This window comes from Dietzia cercidiphylli (assembly GCF_039531545.1).
In the GTDB taxonomy this organism is placed as follows: domain Bacteria; phylum Actinomycetota; class Actinomycetes; order Mycobacteriales; family Mycobacteriaceae; genus Dietzia; species Dietzia natronolimnaea.
In genome coordinates this window covers 601402-622185 of the sequence record NZ_BAAAQG010000003.1, presented here as the reverse complement: position 1 = coordinate 622185, position 20784 = coordinate 601402, and the positions used below count along the sequence as shown (strand labels likewise).

20 protein-coding genes are annotated in these 20784 nt (G+C 70.9%); 1 reads left to right on the top strand and 19 read right to left on the bottom strand.

Translation table 11 applies throughout. The features are described from left to right. Position 1: 1 nt before the first annotated feature. The 17 genes from ABD250_RS04710 to ABD250_RS04630 form a co-directional block, all read right to left on the bottom strand. Entirely contained in the window at positions 2 to 1222 is a 1221-nt protein-coding gene (locus tag ABD250_RS04710) for an ABC transporter permease (protein ID WP_182658478.1), read from the bottom strand. Continuing rightward, positions 1219 to 2397, bottom strand: a complete 1179-nt coding sequence (locus tag ABD250_RS04705; RefSeq protein ID WP_182658479.1) for an ABC transporter permease — start codon at positions 2395 to 2397, stop codon at positions 1219 to 1221. The genes ABD250_RS04710 and ABD250_RS04705 overlap by 4 nt, the downstream gene beginning before the upstream one ends. Positions 2398 to 2406: 9 nt before the next feature. Further along, on the bottom strand, positions 2407 to 3345 hold the full coding sequence (locus ABD250_RS04700; protein ID WP_182658480.1) for an ABC transporter ATP-binding protein: 939 nt from the start codon (positions 3343 to 3345) through the stop codon (positions 2407 to 2409). 68 nt (positions 3346 to 3413) lie between these two features. Beyond that, positions 3414 to 4472: a right-handed parallel beta-helix repeat-containing protein gene (locus ABD250_RS04695; RefSeq protein ID WP_182658481.1), complete on the bottom strand. Its 1059-nt coding sequence runs from the start codon at positions 4470 to 4472 to the stop codon at positions 3414 to 3416. After that, on the bottom strand, positions 4469 to 4960 hold the full coding sequence (locus ABD250_RS04690) for a holo-ACP synthase (protein ID WP_182658482.1): 492 nt from the start codon (positions 4958 to 4960) through the stop codon (positions 4469 to 4471). Before ABD250_RS04690 ends, ABD250_RS04695 begins: the two co-directional genes overlap by 4 nt. After that, positions 4957 to 5739, bottom strand: a complete 783-nt coding sequence (locus ABD250_RS04685) for an alpha/beta fold hydrolase (protein ID WP_182658483.1) — start codon at positions 5737 to 5739, stop codon at positions 4957 to 4959. Before ABD250_RS04685 ends, ABD250_RS04690 begins: the two co-directional genes overlap by 4 nt. Before the next feature lie 68 nt (positions 5740 to 5807). Further along, positions 5808 to 6668 carry an ester cyclase gene (locus ABD250_RS04680; protein ID WP_182658484.1) on the bottom strand — a complete coding sequence of 287 codons (861 nt, stop codon included), beginning with the start codon at positions 6666 to 6668 and terminating at the stop codon, positions 5808 to 5810. Beyond that, positions 6665 to 7102: a holo-ACP synthase gene (locus ABD250_RS04675; protein WP_182658485.1), complete on the bottom strand. Its 438-nt coding sequence runs from the start codon at positions 7100 to 7102 to the stop codon at positions 6665 to 6667. Before ABD250_RS04675 ends, ABD250_RS04680 begins: the two co-directional genes overlap by 4 nt. Then, a complete protein-coding gene (locus ABD250_RS04670) occupies positions 7102 to 8022 on the bottom strand; it encodes an acyltransferase domain-containing protein (protein WP_182658486.1) in 921 nt (306 codons plus the stop codon). Before ABD250_RS04670 ends, ABD250_RS04675 begins: the two co-directional genes overlap by 1 nt. Positions 8023 to 8024: 2 nt before the next feature. Next, positions 8025 to 8954 (bottom strand): alpha/beta fold hydrolase, encoded by a 930-nt coding sequence (locus tag ABD250_RS04665; protein WP_182658487.1) that lies wholly within the window; start codon positions 8952 to 8954, stop codon positions 8025 to 8027. After that, complete coding sequence (locus ABD250_RS04660) at positions 8951 to 10174, bottom strand: FAD-dependent oxidoreductase (RefSeq protein ID WP_344390897.1); 1224 nt, start codon at positions 10172 to 10174, stop codon at positions 8951 to 8953. The genes ABD250_RS04665 and ABD250_RS04660 overlap by 4 nt, the downstream gene beginning before the upstream one ends. A 101-nt stretch (positions 10175 to 10275) precedes the next feature. Further along, positions 10276 to 10950, bottom strand: coding sequence for a nitroreductase family protein (locus ABD250_RS04655; RefSeq protein WP_422110526.1), 675 nt, complete (start codon positions 10948 to 10950; stop codon positions 10276 to 10278). Positions 10951 to 11060: 110 nt separating this feature from the next. After that, complete coding sequence (locus tag ABD250_RS04650; protein WP_344390896.1) at positions 11061 to 13187, bottom strand: beta-ketoacyl synthase N-terminal-like domain-containing protein; 2127 nt, start codon at positions 13185 to 13187, stop codon at positions 11061 to 11063. Positions 13188 to 13236: 49 nt separating this feature from the next. Continuing rightward, entirely contained in the window at positions 13237 to 14310 is a 1074-nt protein-coding gene (locus ABD250_RS04645; protein WP_344390895.1) for a glycine cleavage T C-terminal barrel domain-containing protein, read from the bottom strand. Beyond that, positions 14307 to 14783 carry a 3-hydroxyacyl-ACP dehydratase FabZ gene (fabZ, locus tag ABD250_RS04640; protein WP_182658448.1) on the bottom strand — a complete coding sequence of 159 codons (477 nt, stop codon included), beginning with the start codon at positions 14781 to 14783 and terminating at the stop codon, positions 14307 to 14309. Before fabZ ends, ABD250_RS04645 begins: the two co-directional genes overlap by 4 nt. Beyond that, positions 14783 to 15082, bottom strand: a complete 300-nt coding sequence (locus tag ABD250_RS04635) for an acyl carrier protein (RefSeq protein WP_107746552.1) — start codon at positions 15080 to 15082, stop codon at positions 14783 to 14785. Before ABD250_RS04635 ends, fabZ begins: the two co-directional genes overlap by 1 nt. Before the next feature lie 110 nt (positions 15083 to 15192). Further along, a complete protein-coding gene (locus ABD250_RS04630; protein WP_344390891.1) occupies positions 15193 to 15912 on the bottom strand; it encodes an SDR family oxidoreductase in 720 nt (239 codons plus the stop codon). Between the two features lie 176 nt (positions 15913 to 16088). Here ABD250_RS04630 and ABD250_RS04625 point away from each other — a divergent pair, with 176 nt between their 5' ends. Continuing rightward, positions 16089 to 17873 carry an FAD-dependent monooxygenase gene (locus tag ABD250_RS04625; protein WP_344390889.1) on the top strand — a complete coding sequence of 595 codons (1785 nt, stop codon included), beginning with the start codon at positions 16089 to 16091 and terminating at the stop codon, positions 17871 to 17873. 85 nt (positions 17874 to 17958) lie between these two features. Here the strand turns inward: ABD250_RS04625 and ABD250_RS04620 are convergent, their stop codons facing one another. Both ABD250_RS04620 and ABD250_RS04615 read right to left on the bottom strand, forming a co-directional pair. Next, complete coding sequence (locus ABD250_RS04620) at positions 17959 to 19551, bottom strand: AfsR/SARP family transcriptional regulator (protein WP_344390887.1); 1593 nt, start codon at positions 19549 to 19551, stop codon at positions 17959 to 17961. Then, entirely contained in the window at positions 19548 to 20765 is a 1218-nt protein-coding gene (locus ABD250_RS04615) for a macrolide family glycosyltransferase (RefSeq protein WP_182659161.1), read from the bottom strand. The genes ABD250_RS04620 and ABD250_RS04615 overlap by 4 nt, the downstream gene beginning before the upstream one ends. Between the last annotated feature and the right edge of the window lie 19 nt (positions 20766 to 20784).

Below are 20784 nucleotides of genomic sequence, written 5' to 3'. Positions count from 1 at the left end.
CTCACCCGTCCCTGAGGGCGCGCTTGTCGAACAACCACAGGGCGAGCCCGAGCAACACGGCCGCCATCGCACTGAGGACGGCCACCTCCGGCAGGACCGCGGTCAGGCCGGCCCGGCCGTCGGACAAGCTGATCAGCGCGTCCATCGCCCAGGCGTGGGGGAACAGGTACCCGATCGTGTTGAGGAAGTCCGGCGCGACCTCCTTGGGCCACAGACACCCGCCGAGCATGCCCAGGATGATCCCCAGGGTCGGACCGATGACGGCCGGCTGGGTAGGCGAGGACACCAGGGAACCGACGAGCATGGCCGCGCCCGTGGCCACCAGGCAGAACACGCCCACCACCACCCCCACCGCGAGCGGTTCGCCCCAGGCCACGCCGAACACCAGTGAACTCACGGCGATGATCAGGACGGCCTGCAGCGCCGCGATGAGGAACCGGCTCAGCGCCTCACCGAACAGCACCGCCCGCTTGGTGACGGGTCCGGCCAGGATCCTGCGCACCATCCCCAGTTTGCGGCTCTCGACCAGGGCTGCGGCCACCGCCATCGAGTTGATGAAGGTGAACAGGACGAGGTTCGCCGGAGCGGTGTAGGCGAACCCCTGCGGCCTGTCGTCCCCACCCGAACCCGCGATCTCCACTGGGGTGGTGGTGGCCTGCGCCTCGGCGACCAGGCGGGCCGTCTCCGCGGGGTCGGCCCCGGCGGTCTCGGCGGCACGCGTGGCCTCCATCTCCGCGGAGACCCGGGAGACGGCGCCGTCGATCGTTCCGCGTGCGGCCGCGCCGGTTCCCGAGGTGCCGGAATAGGTGACCGGGAACTCGGTGCTCCCGGAGGGGATGGACAGCCCCGCTGCCAGCGAGCCCTCGCGGACCCCCTTGTCGAGCGCCGCCACGTCGTCGAACCGTTGGACCTCCAGGCCCTCGGACTGTTCCAGCTCGACCAGGACCCGGGCCGCCACCGGGTCGTCCTCCGCCGCCACCACACCGATCGGCATCGACGAGGAGCCGGCGGCGCCGATGGTGAAGCCGACAAAGACGATCGCGACGAACGGCATGATCACGATGAAGAACATGCCGACCCGGTCACGGGACTGGCGGAGCAGGTTGGCCCACACGATGGCCGCGACCGCGGCCGGGCGGAGGCCGTCCCCTCCCCGCCGGTCGTGGGTCCCACCGCGGTCGGTGCGGTCGGTCGGGATATCGGTCAGGGTGTCGGTCGTCATCGCAGGAGTCCCTTCCGGAATCGCAGGCCGGCCGCGACTGCGGCGACCGCGCTGATGGCCAGGAGCACGGCCACGGGCAGCAGGATCGAGTCGACCCCTCCCCCGGAGACGACCAGTGAGCCCAGCCCGTTGGCTGTCCAGCCGTTGGGGGTGAACCGGGACAGGACCTGTAGAGCGTCGGGCAACTGGAAGATCGGGATGAGGCTGCCGCCGAGGAAGCCGAAGGTGAAGCTCAGGACCAGGACGTACCCGTCGGCCTGCGCGTCGGTCCGGGCGCCGGTGGCCACCAGCATCGTCAGTGCCGTCGCCGCCAGGCAGTGCGCGGCGAACAGCAGGAACACCGCGGGCGGGTATCCCCAGCTCTGATCGAAGATCAGGACCGAGGCGACCCAGGTCGAGCACATGGACAGCAGCGCCGCGGCAAAGCCCACTATCGCTTTGGAGAACACCAACGCCCATCCCGGCACCGGCGAGGCCTGGACCCGGGCGAGCACCCCGATCCGGCGCTCGAGCAGGAGACTGCGCGCGGCGGTGCCCACCACGAGGAAGGCGAACAGTGCGGCGATGCCCGAGGCGTAGAAGACCGACATGTCCACGGCGCCGTCGGCCATGGCCGCGTCGACCAACGAGAGCGAGGGGCCGTCCGCGCCGTTGGCCTCGACGAACTCCTGCACCTCGCTCGTCGGCACCCCGGCGGCGGTGGCGGTCCGCACCGACAGGGTGCGGGCCTGGACGAGTGCGGACATCTGGTCCACCACCGACGTGGCCACCACGGCGGCGACGGGATTCGACGCGGACTCCAGCACCTCGACGACCCCGCCCTCACCGGCGCGGACGGTCTCGGTAAACCCCTCGGTGAAGACGATGGCGGAGCCGAGCTCACCGGAGTCCACGGCGCCCTGCGCCTCGGATACCGTCCCCACCTCCTCGAGGGTGATGATGTCGGACAGCTCCTCGCTGGCCAGCACCTCGTCCTGCATGCTCGAGGCGAACTCGCCACTGTCGAGGTCCACGACCCCGACCCGGGAAGGTTCCGTGGTGTCGCTGCCGCCGAGCGCGAAGCCGAACAGCAAGGCCAGCAGTACCGGGGCCACCACTCCGACCAGGATCAACGTCCCGCTGCGTAGCTGGGACGCGAACTCCCTGCCCGCGAGCACCGTGATCGAACGCATCATCACCGGCGATCAGTCCCTGAGTGAGTTGCCGGTGAGGTGCAGGAACGTGGCCTCGAGGTCCGGCTCGTCCACGTCGAAGGACGTGATCGCGGCCTCTCCGGCGAGAGCCCCGAGCAGAACTGGGAGCAGTGACCGCCCGTCCTGAGCGGTGAGGAGCAGTGAGTCGTCGCCCACCCGGGAGACCCCGTTGACCTGAGGGAGGGACTCGATCCGCCGCCTGGCGGAGTCGATGTCCCCGTCCAGGGTGACGGCGACCTTGTCGTCACCACCCACCCGCGCGACGAGCTCGGCCTTGGTCCCCTCCGCGATGACCCGACCCCGGTCGATGATCGCCATCCGGTCGCACAGTCGCTCGACCTCCTCCATGTAGTGGGAGGTGTAGATCAGGCTGATCTCCCCGCTGGCGAGCAGGTCCTCGACACCGCTGAGGATCGAGTCGCGACTCTGGGGGTCCACGCCGACGGTGGGTTCGTCGAGGATCAACAGGTCCGGGGAGTGCAGCAGCGCCGCACCGATGTTGACGCGGCGCTTCATCCCGCCCGAGTACGTGCTCACCTTGTCCTTGGCGCGGTCCGTCAGACCCACCAGGTCCAGGACCTCGTCGATCCGGCCGCGCAGCGCCGCACCGCTCAGTCCGTAGAGCCGGCCGAAGAAGCGCAGGTTCTCCCGCGCGGAGAGCTCCGGGTACAGGGCGATCTCCTGGGGGACGTAGCCGATGCGCTTCTTGGCCTCGAGGGGCTCGGCCCCCATGTCGATCTGGCCGATGTGGACGGAGCCGGAGTCCGGGGGCAGCAGGCCCACGATCATGCTGATGGCGGTGGACTTGCCGGCACCGTTGGGCCCGAGCAGTCCGTAGGCCTCCCCGGGGGCCACGGTCAGGCTCACCCCGTCCACGGCGACGGTGTCGCCGAAGCGCTTGGTCAGGTTCTCGCAGCTCAGAGCATGCATTCTGCCGTCAGTTCCTTCCGGCCCGGTGCCCGGGCCTGTGGTCGTCTGTCCAGCGGTCGACCGAATGGTCATAGCTGCCCGGGCACGCCGTCGGCCCAGCTGCCCCCAAAACGATTGTGGGTGAACCTCTGTCGGGATCGGGTGTCGTCGCCGTGAACGTCACGTGGCTCGTTGGCGTCGAACGAGTTCCACATGACCGTGACGTCCCGGGGATCGTCCCCGCCGAACGCGGCGGACGAGCTGATCGACACCGCACCCTCCATGACGGACGGGCCGCTCGGCACGTTCCCGCGGATCTCGTTGCCCACCACCGCGACCCGCTCCACGCCGACGAGTCCGATCCCCACCCCCGAGATCGGCGGGCCGGCGGCGCCCAGGCCCTCGTCCTCCACCCCGGCGCTGAGTCCGTTGGCCACGAGGGTGCATCCGGTGACCAGGCAGTCACGCACGCCGCCCTCGGGCTCGCCCTCGTAGACCTGGTTGAGCATCAGCACTCCGATGGCGTTGCCGGTGGCGGTGCACCGGTCCACGACGGCCCCGGAGGAGTTGTCCACGAACACCCCGAACGCGTTGCCGTGGGACACGCAGTCGGCGATCCGGGCCCGGGAGTCCGGACAGAAGCTCAGCCCGATCCCCGCGTACTGGGCGCCGGTGGTCGAGCAGCCGACCACCTCGACGGACTCGGACTCGCGGACGTACACGCCCCAGACGTCGTCGTCGATCGCGTGCACCCCGACGACCCGGATCCCGGACACCGAGTGGGCGTAAACCCCTGCGCCGGTGAACCCCTCGACGGTCAGCGCCTCCACGCTGACCCCGGAGAGATCGTCACCGTGGACCACGACCCCGCTCACCACGCTGGGCGGTGCGTCGTGGAGTCGAGGGACGTCCACCTCGGTGTGCGCACCGGGCACGATCCGCGTCAGATGCGCGCCCTCCCCGCGCAGGCGAACGTCCGAGCGCCGCACCCACAGCGGTCCGCGGTGTTCACCGGCCAACAGGCGCACCTCGCCTCCGGCAGGGGCCTGGTCCAGCGCGGCCTGGGCGTCCTGGCCCGGGCGGACCTCGGTGACGGGGCGGACCTCCGTGACGGGGCGGTTCGTGGGTGGGTGTGCGGTCAGGGTCATGAGTCGGCGTCCTTCCTGGGGGGTTCGTTGATCACGATCACGATCGAGACCAGTTGGTCGGCCCTCTCGCCCCAGCCCACGTACCCGACCGGTCGGGCCCCGTCCTGATCGCCCATGCGGGCGGCCGCGTGCACGGCGGTGGGCCCCTCCAGGAGGTACCTGCCCCGGTGGGAGAGACAGAAGTCCGTGGTCTGCCTCATCTGCTCCGCGACGGACAGCAGGAGGTGCTCGCCGTACCCGGTCCCGTTCCCCGGGTCGTCGGGCCGGAGGTCGTTCAGGCTCATCCCCGGGAACCGTCCGCCCACGGCCTTGATCAGGCTCTCGCGTACGGAGAAGTCGGCGGCCAGTTCGACTGTCGACCCCGCCTCCCGGGCGGCGTGGAGGCCGGAACCCAGTGTCTTGCGGAAGTGCGGCCCCAGATCGCGCCGGGGCCGTTCCATCCGGGAGATGTCGACCAGGTCCACTCCCAGGAGCACGTCCCGGCTCATGCGCGGACCCCGACCTCGTGATCGAGGAAGTCTGTCAGTGAGCTGGTGTACTGCTCCGCCTTCTCCAGCATCGGGATGTGACCGCAGTCCTCGATGATCTCCATCTGGAAGTGATCGAGCCCCGCGGTGGCCTCGGACCACGAGTCGACGGGGGTCATCCGGTCGTGCCGGCCCCAGATCATCCGGCTGGGACACGTGACCGCGGCCAGCGCGTCCCTGATGGGGTACTTGCGGGTGGCCCGCAGGCTGCGCGCCATGCTCACCATGGAGCTGGGTCGCGCCAGCAGCTCGCCACATTCGCGCAGCTGCTCGTCGGTGAAGTGCCGGCCCCGGTGGAACAGCGCGGCCAGCATCCGCTCCTCGAACTCCGGCCCGCGCGGGGTGTTGCCCGTCCGGCGGTCCATCCCCAGCCCCACGTCCGGATCCGGCGTCAACCCCGGGGCCCCGCTGATCGCCAGGGCGACGACCCGGTCCGGGTGCCGCATGGCCAGATCGAGCGCGACGAGCCCGCCGAGCGAGTTGGCGCACACGACGATCCGGCCCGCCCCGGCCTCGTCGCAGCAGGCGATCACCTCGTCGCCCAGCTTCTCGATCGACCCCGCGATCTTGGAGTCCACCTCGCACACGGGCTGATCCAGCGCCAGCACGCCGAGACCCCGAGCGGCGAGGTGCTCGAGGGGGTGGTCCCAGATCCAGCCGCCCGCGAACAGGGCGGAGACGAAGACCACGGTCGGCGACTCTGAGGTGACACCGCGGGCGGTGTAGGTGAATGCGGGCATGTCGTTCTCCTCGGTCGGTGTGGGCGGGGTTCTAGTGGGCTGGGCTCGAGTGGGCTGGCCCGGAGCGGTCACAGCAGGGTGGATTTGGCAGCGGGCCTGCCGCACTCACAGGCGTCGGCGTCGGCGGGGATCAGGTCGTCGCACCCCGCGCACCGCCGGAACCACGCGGAGGTCGCCGGGGCCCACGTGGTGACCACTGCCTCTAAACACAGGCGGCCCGAGAAGAACTTCCGGACCGCCCTGCGGTGCGCGCGGTTCTGGACACTGCGCACCGAGTCGAGGGAGTCGAAGGCACTGAGGGTGTACTTGCGGTCCCCGATGTCGACCGTCACCGCTCCGAGGAAGCCCTTGGACGCCCGGAGGGCACGGAAGACCTCGACGCTGAGTCGGTCGACGTCGTCGGATTCCGACTCTTCCCGGACCCCCAGCCAGGTCAGCGCGAGAGCCCCGACCTCCGCGTCCGACTCGACGGGGATCCGGCTGGCCGATCCGAACCGTTGCGAGTCGGTGTCCTCAGGACGCAGGACGACGTCGTGGCCCAGGGCGTGGGCGAGCGCACCCAGGTCGACATGGCGCACCACCCGGGTTCCGGTGCCGGAGGTCGTCAGCACGTCCGTGCCCGTCAGGGTGACCGACCGACCGGTGGGCGGGGCGCCCAGCACCCGTCCGCGGTGCGTGACCTCGACCGACCAGGTCAGCGCCACCGATGCCGATCCCTCCGCCACGTCGAGGACCTTCCAGTCGCCCGGGTCCAACACCTCACGCCACACCTGCGCGTGGGCCGCCAGTTCCGGACCGGTGAGTCCGTCGGTGAGTGGATCCCGGTACCACCCGATCCGACCGGCCACCGGGTCGAAGTCCCCTGTCCCCCAGGCCTCGACGAGGTCCCGGGCGAGCGTCGCGCCCGCGGTGGGCAGCCCCGCGGTCATGACCGGCCCCGCGCGCACGGTTCGGTGCGCCGGCGGGACGGCACCGCGACGGCCAACGAGGTGGTGTCCGAATGGGTGATGCTCACGACCACGGCGTCGCACCCGTCCGCCATCACCGCCAGCTCCAGGTCCGGGCCCAGCACCACGCGGGGCGGATGGCCGTGCAGACAGCGGTGGTCCGACCGGCACAGCGACGACGGCGAGGGGACCACCTCCGCCTGGAAGAGCCACTCCTCGGTCACCGGCAATCCGAGCAGCCGCAGGACCGCCTGCTTGGCCGCCAACCTGCCGGCCCAGTGCTGCAGGGTGACGCCCTGGCGGGACCGGAGCGTTTCCACGCGGGTGAATACCCGGTCAGGGTCCATCCGGCCCAACATCTGCTCGGGAGTGTGGAACCCACCGAAGTCGATCATCGCGACGCCGCAGCTGTGCATCAGCTCGCCACCTGCTCCGCGACCCGGGCCAACCGTGCGGGTGTCGCGGGGTCGGACATCGTGAACCAGGTGTGGCCCTGGGCCCGGGCGATCTTGGTGAGCGCCTTGCTGTCCCCCACCTCCACCTGGGTCCGCTCTCCGCGGGCGCCGAGGGTGTCGAGGGTCTCGGTCCAGCGCACCCGGCCGGTGAGCTGGTCGATCACACACTGGTGCAGGTCCACGGGGTCGGTGACCTCGGTCCCCCGCACGTTCGGGATCACGGGGACGTCGGGTGCGGCGAACGTGTACCGGCCCACCTCCTCGCGCCACTGCTGCTGCGCTTCGTCCATGAGCGGCGAGTGGAAGGCGTTGCTCACCGCCAGACGGGTGACCGGTGCCCGGCCGTCGACGGCGTCGACGAACCGTTCGAGGGCCCTCGCCGACCCGGACACGACGGTGTGGCCGCGCCCGTTCTCGATCCCCACCACGAGCGGCTCACCCTCGTCGGTGACCGACCCGACCAGACGCTCGACCTTCGCCAGGTCGAGCTTCATCACCGACGCCATGCCGCCCACCCGGGACACGGCGGCCATGAGGTCGGACCTGCGACGGACGAGGGCCAGCGTGTCCTCGAGTGAGAGCACCCCGGCGGCGAAGAGGGCGGAGAACTCACCCACGCTGTGGCCGGCGACGACCGTCGGTCGGATCCCCTCGTCCCGCAGGAGTTCGAGTGCGGCGAGGTTGCAGGCGGTCACCGCGAGTTGGGCGTTCCGGGTGTCGACGAGCCTGTCGGCCGGGCCGGTCGTCACGAGGTCGGACAGCGGTCGCTGCAGGATCTCGTCGACGCGGTCCAGGACGGCGCGGGCCACGTCCCGTCGCCGCATCCACGCGCCCATTCCCACCCTGAGGGTGCCCTGTCCGGGGAAGGCGAGAGCGAACACGGCTACAGCCGCCGGCGCCGGGTGGTCGGTTGGGCGGACACGCAGGTCTCGTCTGCGACGAACCCGAGGATCGCGTCGGTCACGGTGTCCGGGGCGTCCAGCGGTATCCAGTGGCTCGCGCCCTCGACCCGCTGGTATCGCCACGTGCCCTTGACGTATTTCTCGGAGGCCGTCATCGCGTCCTCGACCATCGCCTTGTCGCCGTCGGACCAGATCCCCAGGGTCGGGGCGAGCACCGGGGGGAAGTTGCCCCCGGTGCGCAACTCGGACTCGGGCGAGCGGTTGGCGCGGTACAGGTTGAGTCCGGCGGTCAGCGCGCCGGGCTTCGCGAGGTCACGCAGATACCGGGTCTGGTCGCCCTCTCCGCCGATGATCTGCTTGAACAGGCGCCACCCGCCCTGGCGGAGCAGCTTCTCGCTGACCCCGGGGAACTGGTAGTAGAGCATGTACCAGGTCTTCTCGCGCGCTTCGATGGTCGGGTTCTCGAAGGTCCCCGGGTGCCCGACGGACAACACGATCAGCCGGTCGACGCGTCGCGGCATGAGGAACGCGTACATCCACGCGATGGCGGCCCCCCAGTCGTGGCCCACCACGTGCGCCTTGGTGATTCCCAGGCTGGTGGTCAGGGCGACGACGTCGTTGACGAGCTTCGGCATCAGGTAGTCGTCGATCTCCTGGGGTTTGGCGGAGTCGCCGAAGCCGCGCAGATCCGGGGCGACCACGCGGTAGCCGGCCTCGACCAGCGGCGGGATCTGATGGCGCCACAGGTCCGCCGAGTCCGGGAACCCGTGGAGCAGCAGGATCACCGGGGCGGCCCGGTCCCCCGCGTCGTGATAGGCGATCTCCACCCCGTTGAGGACGGCTGTCTCACGCTCCAGCCGGTCGCCCGCCCGGCTCTGGGCCCGGGGTGATGTGGCGGTCTGAGGGGTCATCGTGTCTCCAGTAGCAGTCGTTCGGTGAAGAACTCGCTGAACCCGAAGTCCGGTACGAGTTCGGGGGCGATCATGTTGAGCAACCCTGTGACCTGGTACGCGTCGTTCTCGCTCATCAACCGCCGGGCCCGGCGGCGGCGGGCCACCGCGTACTCGCCGAACTCGACGAACAGCTCGTGATAGATGTGCGCACCGTGGTGCAGGCGATCCATCCGGGCCCCGCGCTCGCGGACGTACTCCGAGAACGCGTCGACGGACCAGTCCGGGCCGAGCAGGACGTCGCGCACGTGCCGGGCGTCCCGCAGGGCGGAGGACAACCCGGTGCCCAGGACCGTGTCGCAGGACCCGGCCTCGTCCCCGATAAGGGCGACCCCGTCCCAGACGAAGTCGCCCAGCGGGACGCCGGACATCGAGGGCCATACCGTCAGTTCGCCGACGGGGGACGCGTGGTCGGCGATGTAGTCGCCGCGGTCGGCCAGGCACCTGAGCCGGAACGACTCGAGGAACTCGGTCACCGCGTCGGGCCCGCAGTAGCGCCGGGTGTGCGCGGGGTCGTAGTTGAGATACAGGCGGGCAGTGCCGTAGCCCTGCGGGAACACCATGAACATGACGTCACCCTCGGTCCCCATCGCCTGGGTGTCGGAGGGCCACTCGTCCAGACCGTCGACCAGGAGTCCGGCACCCCGGTGATGCACCGTGAGGTCCATCTCCAGCCCGAGCTGACGGCCCACGATGTTGGACCGGCCGGTGGCGCCCACGACGAACCCGGCGTCGATGGAGTGACGTGCCCCGTCCGCTCCGGTGTAGTGGACCTGACGGCGATCGCCGCGCCCGATCCCCACCCGCGAGGCCCCGAGGATCACCTCGATCCCGGCGTCGGCCGCCTGGAGGGCCATCTGCTCGCACACCTGGTGGTGCGGGAACGTCTGAGGGCCACCGATCTCCGGCAGGAGGCCCGTGAGGTCCACGGAACCGGCCTCGTCCGGGTCGGTCGTCTCGTCCCACTGGACCCATTCCCGGATCTCCCAGGCACCGCCGGCCGCGAGGGCATCCTCCACTCCGAGCCTGCGTGCCTCCTGCATCCCCCACGGGGACAACCATTCGCCCCGGACGATGTCGTGGTACTGAGCGACCTTCTCGAGCAGCACCACCTCGAGGCCCGATCCCGCCAGGCCGCACGCGAGGGCGGTCCCGCCGATGCCACCACCGACGATCACCACGTCGGCCTTCGTCGTGGGCGCGGGTTCCGTGGATCTCGGGCCGGACCTCGTCGTCGTCGGAGTCGTGGTCGTCGGCCTCGGTGTCGTGGGCGTGGTCGTCGTCACTGTCCTCTCCCCCAGCTCTCCCAGAAGGTCCGCTCGGCGGCAGGGTGCCGGCGCGCCGGACGGAAGTCGGTACCGATGGTGTAGGCGACGGGGAGCATGCAGATCTGGGTGATCCCCCGGGGGATCCCCAGGATCTCGGCAGCCCGATCCCGGAACGGCAGGTGCAGGCACGTCACCGTGCTGCCCAGCCCCCGCGCGCGCAGCGCCAACTGCAGCGACCACACCGCCGGGTAGACGGACCCGTAGAACATGCTCGAGCGCAGGTGACCGGGCCGCACCGAGAACGCGGGATCGCCGTCGGCCTTGTGCGCGTTGGCCACCATCCACCTGGCGTCGATGTCCGCCGGATCGGGCGGCGCACCGAGGACGCACGGGATCACCAACGCGGGGACACGGGCCACGTTCATCGCCAGCGTCTCGGCCGAGGCCATGTTCCGCCGGCTGGACGCGGAGTCGCGCCGCCTCCCCGCCCGCTGCGTCATCTCCGAACGGTGGAACTCCCACGCCGTCCGGAAGAGCGCACCGAGCTCCTCCTTGGTCTCCGGCTCCGTGACCACCAGCCAGCGCCAGTTCTGCGCGTTGTCGGCCGTCGGCGCCTGCTGCGCCACGTCGATCGCCTCCAGCAGCACCTCCCGCGGGACCGGGCGATCGAGGTCGAGCCGCCGCCGCACGGAGCGGGTGGTGGTGAGGAGCCTGTCGGCCTCGGCGAGATCGAACGGCGTCCGAGCAGCGGTGGCGCCTGGCTCGGTGTCGAGGCTGGTGTCGGTGTCGGCGGGGGTTCTCACGGCCGCCCCAGCACCACGGTGCCGCGGACCGAGCCGGGCGCATACGCGTGGACCACGGTGGTTCCCGCGCCTTCCCGGGAGATCCGCTCCGCGGCAATGACCACGTCGAGTGCGGCGGTCACCGAGCCGCACCTGCCGGTCACCCCGGCGGTGGTGACGGACTCCATCCCCGGGACCAGCTCCGCGCCGTCCCCGTAGACCGCGTCCAGCCCGGTCAGATCCGCCCCGGCGACCGTCCGCCCGAACTCCTCGGCGGCGGTGGACCCCACGCCCTCACCGACGTGGCGGCTGGCGATGATCCTGGCGTAGGGGGTCGCCCCCCGGTCACGGGCGTGATCCGCGGACTCGAGGACGATGGCCGAAGCTCCCGTGATCCCGGTGCCGTCGTCCACCTCGTCCGCGGCGACCACGAAGACCACCTCGGCCTTCCCGGCCCGGATGGTCTCGATCCCGCACTCCATCGCCAGGGTCGCCGAGGCCTCGCCACCGCACACGGTGGTGGTGGGGCCGCGGAACCCCAGCGCCTGGCACACCGCGCCGCCGGTGGCGTTGAGGACGACGTTGGAGAAGCTGTGGATCGCGAGGCTGTTCGGGTTCGCCAGGACACTGTCGTCGTAGTCGCCGACGCTCTCGCGGGACCCTGATTCGGTCGCGTACATCACGCCGACGTTCTCGAGCTCGTTGCGGCGCAGTGCCAGGGCCGCGTCCTCCCAGGCCAGCCTGGAGGCGGCGATCGCGAGTCTGGACAGCGAGTTGGCCTGCCGCCACATGGTGCGCGGTGCGAAGGCCCGGCCGGCGAGGTCGGGCTGCGGCGTCACCCCGGAGTCGGGGCCGGTCGTATCGCCGGCGACGACAGCCGAGAAGTCACCGATCCCCACTCCGGCTCCGGTCACCGGACCGAGTCCGGTGATCACCACCTCCCGCTCCGGCAGCTCCGCTCCCGGCCGGTTCTCGTCCGGGGCGCGCAGGACCACGGCGACGTTGTTGCCGCCGAACGCGTAGTTGGTCGACACGACGGTGTCGATCGGCATGGACCGCGCGGTGTTGGGGACGAAGTCGAGGGAGCTGTCGGCGGTGGAACTGTCGCCGGCGTCGTCGTCGAACCCGATGGTGGGCGGCGCGGTCTGGTGCATGATCGCCAGGACCGACGCGACGCCCTCGATGGCGCCGGCGGCGCCGAGCGTGTGCCCGAGGAAGGACTTGATCCCGCTGGTGGGGACGCTGGACGCGCGATCACCGAAGACGTTGCGCATCACCTTGCGCTCCATCGCGTCGTTGGCGGGCGTCCCGGTCCCGTGGCCGCACACGTAGTCGACGTCGTCTGGGCCCAGCCCGGCGTCGGCCAGGGCCCGCCGCACCGCCGAGGTGCCGCCGCGGCCGGTCGGATCGGGGGCGGTCGCGTGGTAGGCATCGGCGGAGAGTCCGTACCCGGCGACCTCAGCCAGGATGGTGGCGCCGCGCTCACGCGCGTGGTCGAGGCGTTCGACGACGAGGAACGCCGCCCCCTCGCCCAGGTTCAGCCCCGTGGAGGCGCTGTAGGGCCGGCACGGTTCGGTGCTCAACGCGCGCAGACCCGCGAACCCGGCGTAGGTGCCGAACTGCAGAGGGTCCACCCCGCCCGCGAGCACCACGTCCGCCTCCCCGGTGAGGAGCTTGTCCCGGGCGAGCCCGATGCAGTTCCCTCCGGCCGCACACGCGGTCGACAGCAGGACCCGCGGCCCGCGGGACCCGAGCTGCTCGGCCACGACGTCCGCAGTCTTGTGGATCTGCTGGTAGCCGCCGTCCGCGGTGGGGGTCCCCTGGCACTTCCCGAGGACCAGGCCGACGCGGTCGGGTTCCGGCCGTGCCCGGTCCAGCCCGGCGCCCTCGTACGCCTCCCGGGCCGCCGCCACCGCGAGCGCGGCGGTCCGGTCGATCCCGGGTACCCCGGCTCGAGCCGCGGCCATGAACCACTCGTCCGGGACCCGGCCGGCGAACCGGGCGTCGAACTCCGCGAACGGCCCGGTGGTGGCCTCGTCGATACCGGATCTTCCGCCCATCAGGGACGTCCAGAACTCGGTCGTGTCACGGCCGGCGGCGCAGATCACGCCGACACCGGTGACGACCACGGGTTGCGGTGCCATCGAGATTTCCCTCCACAGGATTGGTGACGACCCCCGGGGCCGTCCGGGTTCAGACGATCGGGATGGACCAGCTCTTGGGGGTCACGTACGGGCTGGTGACGGTCTCAGCGGGCGCCTCGGCCACGTCGAGCACCAGGCCGGCCGCAGCGAGGTCCCGGTCGAGGCGTGCGAGGCCCAGGACCCGTCCCGTGCCGTAGCTCTCCACGGCGTGGACGACCTCCCCGACGGTCTCGGTGCCGGCGGTGACCGGGGTGCCCGCGGCGGGGACGTCCCCGTCGGTGATGAAGCCCACGGTGCGACGGCCGCCCTGCGCCCCGAACTCCGCGTCGACCGCACCCCGACCAACGAACGACTCCTTGGTGATGTCGACCAACCAGCTGGTGCCGCTCTCGATGACGCCGACCCCACCATCGGTCTCGTGCCGGGCCACGGGCTGGCGGACCTCGAGCATCGCCAGCTCGTAGGCGTCGTTGCCGACCGGCGTGGCCTCGGTTGCGGCCAGTGCCCACAGCTCCGCCGCCCGGTCCACGGGCACGATCATCTTGTAGCCGTATTCCCCGGTGAAGCCCGAACGGGCGAACAGGACATCGACGTCGGACCAGATGGCCTCGACGACCGAGTCGAGCGGCAGCGCGGCCAGCTCGTTGTCGATCAGTCGGCCGATCACTCCCCAGGAGTACGGGCCCTCGATGGCGATGACGGTCCGCTCGCCACGCAGGTCGGTGAGCTCGACCTCGCCTGTCGCGCGGGCGCGCAGGTGATCGAGAAGGCGCGTCCCCCCGCCGACGGATGATTCGACGATCGCGCCGTCGTCGTGGCCCCAGACCACCACGACGTCGACGATGTGCCCGTCGTCGTCGAGGACCAGGCTGGTGAGCGTCCGCTCGGGGGTGAGGAACTCGACGTCGCGGGCCAGGATGTCCTGGAGGAACGCGGGCGCGTCCCGGCCGGCCACCAGGATCAGGGCGGCGCCACCCAGGTCGACCAGTCCGGCGCGGTCGCGGAGGCTCGAGTACTCGGCGTGGCTGTCCTCGTACTCGCTCACCACCACGGAGTCGCCGACCAGTTCCGTCACGGCGTCGTCCGGGTGGACGGTGGACAGGGGGGTGATGAAGGTGCTCATGAGTGTCCGTTCGTGGGTCGTGGGGAGGGATCGGAGATCGAGAGGACGCCTTCGGCCGCGACCGAGTCACCGACCCGGGCGGAGACGCGGTACTCGGCGAACCCCCGGCCACCGGCCGAGCGTTCGCTCCTCAACAGGAGGGTGTCGCCGGGGACGACGGGGCGGCGGAAACGCATGGAGCGGACCCCGGCCAGGTAGCTGACCGGCCCGGCCCCGGCGAGGGAGAACACCACGCCCGACAGCTGGGCGAGGCTCTCGATGATGACGACACCCGGCAGGACCGCCTGGTCGGGGAAGTGTCCCTGGAACCACATCTCCGTGCTCGTGACGTTCTTGATACCGGTTCCGTGGGTACCCGGTTCGATCTCGGTGATCCGGTCCAGCAGAAGCATCGGCCACCGGTGCGGGATCCGCTCACGGATCTCGTCGCAGTCCATGGCCACCTGGCCGGTCCGGATCCTGGTCGACGTCATCACACCGGCTCCGGGACCCGGATCAGTTCCGGCCGGACGGTCTCCGCCAGGCGCGAGACTGACCCGAAGACCGTCATCTCGCTGTCGTACAACGCCACGTCGAACTCGGCCTCGATCGCCACGTAGAGCTCGAGGACATCGAGACTGTCCAGTTCCAGACCACGACCGAACAGCGGCTGGTCATCGGTGATCCACGCGGGGGCGATCGGGAGGTCGAGACGCTCGACGATCATCTCCTTGATCTGGTCACACACCTCCCGGCGGAGGCGGGCGGTCTCACGGATCTCGTCGATGTTCACAAGTGCTCCTTGAAGTGTCGGGTTCGGGGCTGTCGGGGTCGGGGCTGTGGAGTTCGAGGCTGTGGAGTTCGAGGCCGTGGGCGGTGGGGTCGGATCAGTCCGAGAGCGGGTCATTCGAGCCCGCCGCCGTTCGCCACGAGGACCTCGCCAGTGACGAACGAGGCCTTATCCGAGGCGAGGAAGGCGATGATGTTCGCGATCTCCTCCGGGTACCCCATCCGGCCGAGCCGGATCCGGTTGGCGTACCCGTTCCTCAGGTGGGCGGGCACGGCGCGGGTCATGTCGGTTTCCACGAAGCCCGGGGCCACCGCGTTCGCCCGGATGCCGTGCCTGGCCCCCTCGAGGGCGAGTGCGCGGGTGAACGCGATGATGGCGCCCTTGGAGGCCGCATAGTTGGTCTGTCCGGGGAATCCACCGTCGAGGCCACTGGCCGACGAGACCGTGACGATGGCGCCGGCACGCCTGGCCTGCATCATCCGCATGGCCTCGCGACAGACGTAGAAGGTGCCGTCCATGTTGACGGACATCGTCTCGCGGTACTGACGGGTGGACATCCCCACCAGATGGCGGTCGTTGGTTACCCCCGCGCTCGTGACGGCGATGTCGAGCCGACGGTGGTCGGCGCGGATCTTCTTGAACAGGTCCCGGACCGAGTCCTCCTCGGTGACATCGCACTGGACGGCCTCCGCGGTCCCGCCCGCCTCGGCGATCTCGGACACCGTCTCCTGTGCCGAGCCCGCCGACGCGGAGTAGTTGACCAGAACGTGGACGCCGCTGCGGGCGAACTCCTTGGCCGCCGCGCGACCGATCCCACGCGATCCCCCGGTCACCAGGGCTACGGCACCGTCGCAGAACATCCGCAGACCACCTTCCTGTCCGGTTTCTCGGGCCGCGATGGTCCACCGCGGCTGTCGGGTCCCGACGCTATCGACGCGGTCTATCACCTCGATATCACCGGGCTTTCATCCCGTTGACCTGCGCGGTTACACCCTGGAAGGTCGCCTGTATGAACTTCGACCCGGGCGCCGGCCCCGACACACCGCAGATCGTCGACGTACTCGTGGTGGGGGGTGGACCGGTCGGACTCGCGACTGTGGTCGAGCTCGGCCGGCGGGGGATCTCCACTGCGCTCGTGGAGCGTCACGACTCGACGTCGGTGTTCCCCAAGGCGCGTCTGCTCACCACCCGGACCATGGAACTGTGCCGCGAGTGGGGAGTCGAGCAGGAGGTGGAGGCAGCGGGCATGCCCCGTGAACTCAGCCTCGCGCTCGGCATCGGTAGGACCCTCACCTCACCGGACTTCAGGCACGAGGTCGCCAGGATCTCCGAGGACAGATCCCAGAGCCCCACCTATTCGTACATCTGCACGCAGGACCGGTTCGAGCAGATACTCCACCGCCTGGCCGTGGCGACACCCCACTCCGGACTGCACTTCTCCACGACCTGTGACCGGGTCATGGATCACGGCGACCACGTGACGGCCGAGGTGACCGGACCGGAGGGTGCGCGAACCATCCGCGCCGAGTACGTGGTGGCCGCCGACGGGCACCGCAGCCCGACCCGGCACGGTCTGGGTATCCGCACCGACGGCCCACCGCCGCTGGGCCACATGCTCGCGATCATGTTCGACGCGGACCTCGGTCCGCTCCTCGAACACCGCCGCGGCGCGCTCTACTTCCTCCACGGCGACTTCTACTGTGTGATCGAGTCGGTGGACAACAGCCGCACCTGGACGCTCCAGACGGCCTACGATCCCGAGCTCGGTGAGGGACCGCAGGACTACACCGACGAGCACTGCACCCGGTTGGTCCGGGCAGCCGTCGGCGTCGACGACCTACCGGTGGGCATTCTCGGCCGGATGCCCTGGACCCAGCAGGTCTTCGTCGCCGAGTCGTTCCGCTCGGGACGGGTCTTCCTGGCCGGGGACGCCGCTCATGTCGCGACCCCCCAGGGTGGGTTCGGGATGAACTGCGGGCTCCAGGACGCCCACAACCTGGCGTGGAAACTCGCCGCGGTACTGCGGGGTACGGCGGGACCGGGACTGCTGGACAGCTACGAGGTGGAGCGTCGACCGATCGCCCAGTGGACCGTCGAGGAGAGCCTGCGCAACGCCGTCATCACCCTGGACATGATGGAGGACCGACTCACGGTGGCCGAGGCGGGCGACCTGCAGGCTCTCCGCCGTCGTTCGGAGGGCCTGGTCCTCGGGTACCACTACACCTCGGACGCGATCGTGCCCGACGGGTCCCCGGCACCCGATCCGGAGGACCCGTACCTCACCTACGTCGCCACCACCCGCCCCGGGCACCTGCTCCCCCATCTGCCGCTGCCGATTCCCGTCGGCTCGGACGGCCCGGTCGGCCCGGTCGGCTCGGACGGCCCGGTCGGCCCGGTCGGCTCGGTCGGCTCGGACGGCCCTAACAGCCACGACGACCACGACGGCCCGCTCGACCCGGGCGGCCCCCGGTCGACGAAGGACGTGATCGCCCCGGGAGCTCTCACGTTGATCACGTCCGCCGGCGGCGACTGGGGGGCGGTCGCCGGACTCGCGGCGGAGTCCACCGGCGTGGGGATCGAGGTGGTGGAGATGCCCGTGGACCCGGATCCCGGCACCCCGGGCGGGCCCGCGTGCCCGTCGTGGCCGGAGGTGTCCGGAGTGGGAGAACACGGAGCGGTACTGGTGCGCCCCGACGGGCACGTGGCCTGGCGGGCTCCGCACCGCGCCGACGGGAGGGTCCTCGAGGCGGCGGTCCGGTCCGTGATGGCGCTGCCGGAGCCCGCCGGGGTGTGACGTCACCGGGTCCGCCCGGGTGTGTGACACCGGGTTCTCCGGGGTGTGACGTCACCGGATCAACCCGAGCGGGCCCGGGACCGGATCAGCGCGACGCGGCCGACGCGTACTCCCGGGCCACGCCGCACACGGTCCCCTCCGGGCGGTCCCCCACGGCGACGGCGACCACGTCCGCCGCGGAGGTGGCCCCGCGGTCGACGGCGCGGACCACCAGGTCGCGGAGCTCGCGGGGGCTGCCTCCCGTCGCGTCGTGCAGGGCGGACAGATCGGCGGGATCGGTCGCCCTGGACCCTCCGGTCAGGCAGTTGACCAGGTCGAGGCAATCCATCTCGTCCATGGGTTCGATCGGTCTGCGGCGGAAGTCGGTGTGCGCGACGAGCCCGGGCAGCGGCCCCCTGGCGGTGACGATGACCTGGCACCCCGGTGAGGCCGGGAGCAGCGGGAGCACCGCGTCGACCGAGGGGGCATCGTCGAGCACCAGGAGGAGGCGACGGCCGGCCAGACGAGAACGGAACACGGCCGCCATCTCACCGACGGTCGACGGGAGGTCGGACTGCGGCACGTGGAGATCGCGCAGGAACCGCGACAGGTGTCCGTGGGTCGTGCTGCCCGGTTCGCCGAGGTCCACGTAGAGCTGGCCGTCGGGATGGGCGTGGGGGCGACTCGAACCCCAGTAGGCGGCGAGCGCGGTCTTGCCCACGCCGGGGTCGCCGGTGAGGAGCACCCCGCGCGGCCCCCGGTCCCGGTCGCGACCGGTCAGGTCGGAACCGATCAGTTCGGAGTCGAGCAGTTCGGAGTCGAGGAAGGCCAGATCGTCCGCGCGTCCCACGAAGTGCCGAGGCGTCATGGGCAATTGCCTGGGGGGCTCGGGCCGTGGTGCCGGCCGCATGGCCGGTGCGCGCGGAGAGGGCACCCGGTCCTCGAGAATGTGCTGGTGGAGCCTGGTGATCTCCGGGCCGGGTTCGATCCCGATCTCCTCCTGCAGTAGTCGCCGCCCGTCCCGGAACGCGTCGAGCGCGGCGGCGCGGTCCCCGCACCGGTACAACGCGAGCATCAACAGTGCCCTCAGCTGCTCCCTGGTCGGCTCGTCGGAGACGAGCTCCTGCAACTCGCTGACCACTCGTCGATGACGTCCCTGACGGAGCTCGAGATCCAGGCAGGACTGGAGGGCCTCGAGTCTCTCCTCGCCGAGGCGGAGCGCGTCACCGTGCAGTGCGTGGAACTCGGTGAGCGGCTCCCCTCGCCACAGTCCGAGTGCCTCCCGGTAGGAGTCGACCGCCTCGGGGTCCGTCGCGGCGTCGCGAGCGCAGGCGAGGGTCTCGCGGAAGACCTCGGCGTCCACCCGGATCCCCGCGCCGGGTGACGGTCGCTCGTCGGCGCCACGGAGCCTGTACCCACCCGGGGAGGTGGCCACCACGGTGCGTCCGTCCACCCCGGCGTTGGTCAGTGTGCGCCTCAGCCGGGAGACGCAGGTGCTGACCTGCGCCCGGGCGGTCTCCGGTGGGTCGGCCGGCCAGATCACGTCGATGAGCCGCTCCGCCGTGACCCCGCTTCCCGGAGCGAGGGCCAACGTCGACAGCAGGGCGCGCTCCCTGGCTCCACCGATGTTCACGAGGTGATCGTCCACCCGGACCTCCAGCGGCCCCAGGACACCGATGGTCAGCGAGGTGGCGGTCATGTCCGGCTCGCGACCGTCGGAATGGCCGTCGCCGCGTCGATCACCTCGGCCGCGCGCTCGGTCCCTCCAGCGCGGGAGATCCGCTCCGCGATCTCCGCGGCGGCGCGCCCGAAATCCGTTCCGGCGACCCGCTCGACCGCGTGCCGGAGGCGGTCGGCGTCGAGATCTGCGAGGTCCAGATCGAGCCCCACGCCGATCTCCTCGACCCGCCTGCCCGTGACGCGGTCCATCGCCGAGGTCGCGGTGACGACCATCGGGGTCGCCGTGGCGAGCGCCTCGAGCACCGTACCCATGCCACCGTGGGTCACGGCCACCTCCGCGTGGGCGAGCACGTCGATGTGCGGGACCCAGCGGCGCAGCTCCACGTTGCCGGGAACGTCGTCGAGTTCCGCCGGATCCAGGGCGTCGGCCGTCGTCATCACCACCCTCCACCGCGTGTCACGGAACGCCTCCATGCAGATCCGGAACACCTCCGGGTGGTCGTTGAACACCGCCCCGAGTGAGACCAGCGCCAGCGGACGGGAGTCGTCCCCCGCCTGCCAGGAGCCGAGGAACGACCGGTCCCCGAGACACGGGCCGACAAAGGTGAACTCGCGGCCGAAGGTCTCCCCCGCCGGTTGCAGCTCCCGCGGCATCGTCACGATCGTGGGTTCCTCGGCGGCCCACCACAGCGCGGCGGGGTCCTCCTCGACCCCGTGTGCGGCCAACACCTCCGCCACCTCCTCGAGGAACGGGTCGATCCAGCTCGGGGCGGCTTCCGACTCCGGCAGCGCTCCGCCGTGCTCCTCGGCCCCGATCGCCCGGAGATAGGAGTAGTGGGCGTTGGAGGCGAACATCGGTACGAGTTGGACCGCCGGGATGTCCCACACCCGGGACAGGACACGACCGCAGAACAACACCGAGGTGTCGTAGACCACCACATCGGGGACCTCGGTGACGAAGGCGGCCCGCGCGGCGTCGAGCATGAGCGAGGACTCCCGGAGGAGCACCGACATGAGGTAGTCCAACTCCCCCGCGCTCCGACCGAAGTCGTGGTCGCGGTACTCCGAGGCGTACTCGAGCACCTCCGCGCCGGCCTCGCGAGCGATCGCGGCAGTTCTCGGCCCCGTCAGATACGAGACGCGGTGGCCGCGCCGGAGTAGAGCACCCACGACCGCGACGGTGGGGATCACGTGACCGTGGTCGGGGTGGACCACGTAGAGGACGTGTGCCATTCGTCGTTCTCCGTCCGGG

Excerpts from the sequence above, each read along its gene's own strand:
- ABD250_RS04710 (WP_182658478.1), bottom strand. The coding sequence starts at position 1,222 with ATGACGACCGACACCCTGACCGATATCCCGACCGACCGCACCGACCGC.
- ABD250_RS04705 (WP_182658479.1), bottom strand. The coding sequence starts at position 2,397 with ATGATGCGTTCGATCACGGTGCTCGCGGGCAGGGAGTTCGCGTCCCAG.
- ABD250_RS04700 (WP_182658480.1), bottom strand. The coding sequence starts at position 3,345 with ATGCATGCTCTGAGCTGCGAGAACCTGACCAAGCGCTTCGGCGACACC.
- ABD250_RS04695 (WP_182658481.1), bottom strand. The coding sequence starts at position 4,472 with ATGACCCTGACCGCACACCCACCCACGAACCGCCCCGTCACGGAGGTC.
- ABD250_RS04690 (WP_182658482.1), bottom strand. The coding sequence starts at position 4,960 with ATGAGCCGGGACGTGCTCCTGGGAGTGGACCTGGTCGACATCTCCCGG.
- ABD250_RS04685 (WP_182658483.1), bottom strand. The coding sequence starts at position 5,739 with ATGCCCGCATTCACCTACACCGCCCGCGGTGTCACCTCAGAGTCGCCG.
- ABD250_RS04680 (WP_182658484.1), bottom strand. The coding sequence starts at position 6,668 with ATGACCGCGGGGCTGCCCACCGCGGGCGCGACGCTCGCCCGGGACCTC.
- ABD250_RS04675 (WP_182658485.1), bottom strand. The coding sequence starts at position 7,102 with ATGCACAGCTGCGGCGTCGCGATGATCGACTTCGGTGGGTTCCACACT.
- ABD250_RS04665 (WP_182658487.1), bottom strand. The coding sequence starts at position 8,954 with ATGACCCCTCAGACCGCCACATCACCCCGGGCCCAGAGCCGGGCGGGC.
- ABD250_RS04650 (WP_344390896.1), bottom strand. The coding sequence starts at position 13,187 with ATGGCACCGCAACCCGTGGTCGTCACCGGTGTCGGCGTGATCTGCGCC.
- ABD250_RS04645 (WP_344390895.1), bottom strand. The coding sequence starts at position 14,310 with ATGAGCACCTTCATCACCCCCCTGTCCACCGTCCACCCGGACGACGCC.
- fabZ (WP_182658448.1), bottom strand. The coding sequence starts at position 14,783 with ATGACGTCGACCAGGATCCGGACCGGCCAGGTGGCCATGGACTGCGAC.
- ABD250_RS04625 (WP_344390889.1), top strand. The coding sequence starts at position 16,089 with ATGAACTTCGACCCGGGCGCCGGCCCCGACACACCGCAGATCGTCGAC.
- ABD250_RS04620 (WP_344390887.1), bottom strand. The coding sequence starts at position 19,551 with ATGACCGCCACCTCGCTGACCATCGGTGTCCTGGGGCCGCTGGAGGTC.
- ABD250_RS04615 (WP_182659161.1), bottom strand. The coding sequence starts at position 20,765 with ATGGCACACGTCCTCTACGTGGTCCACCCCGACCACGGTCACGTGATC.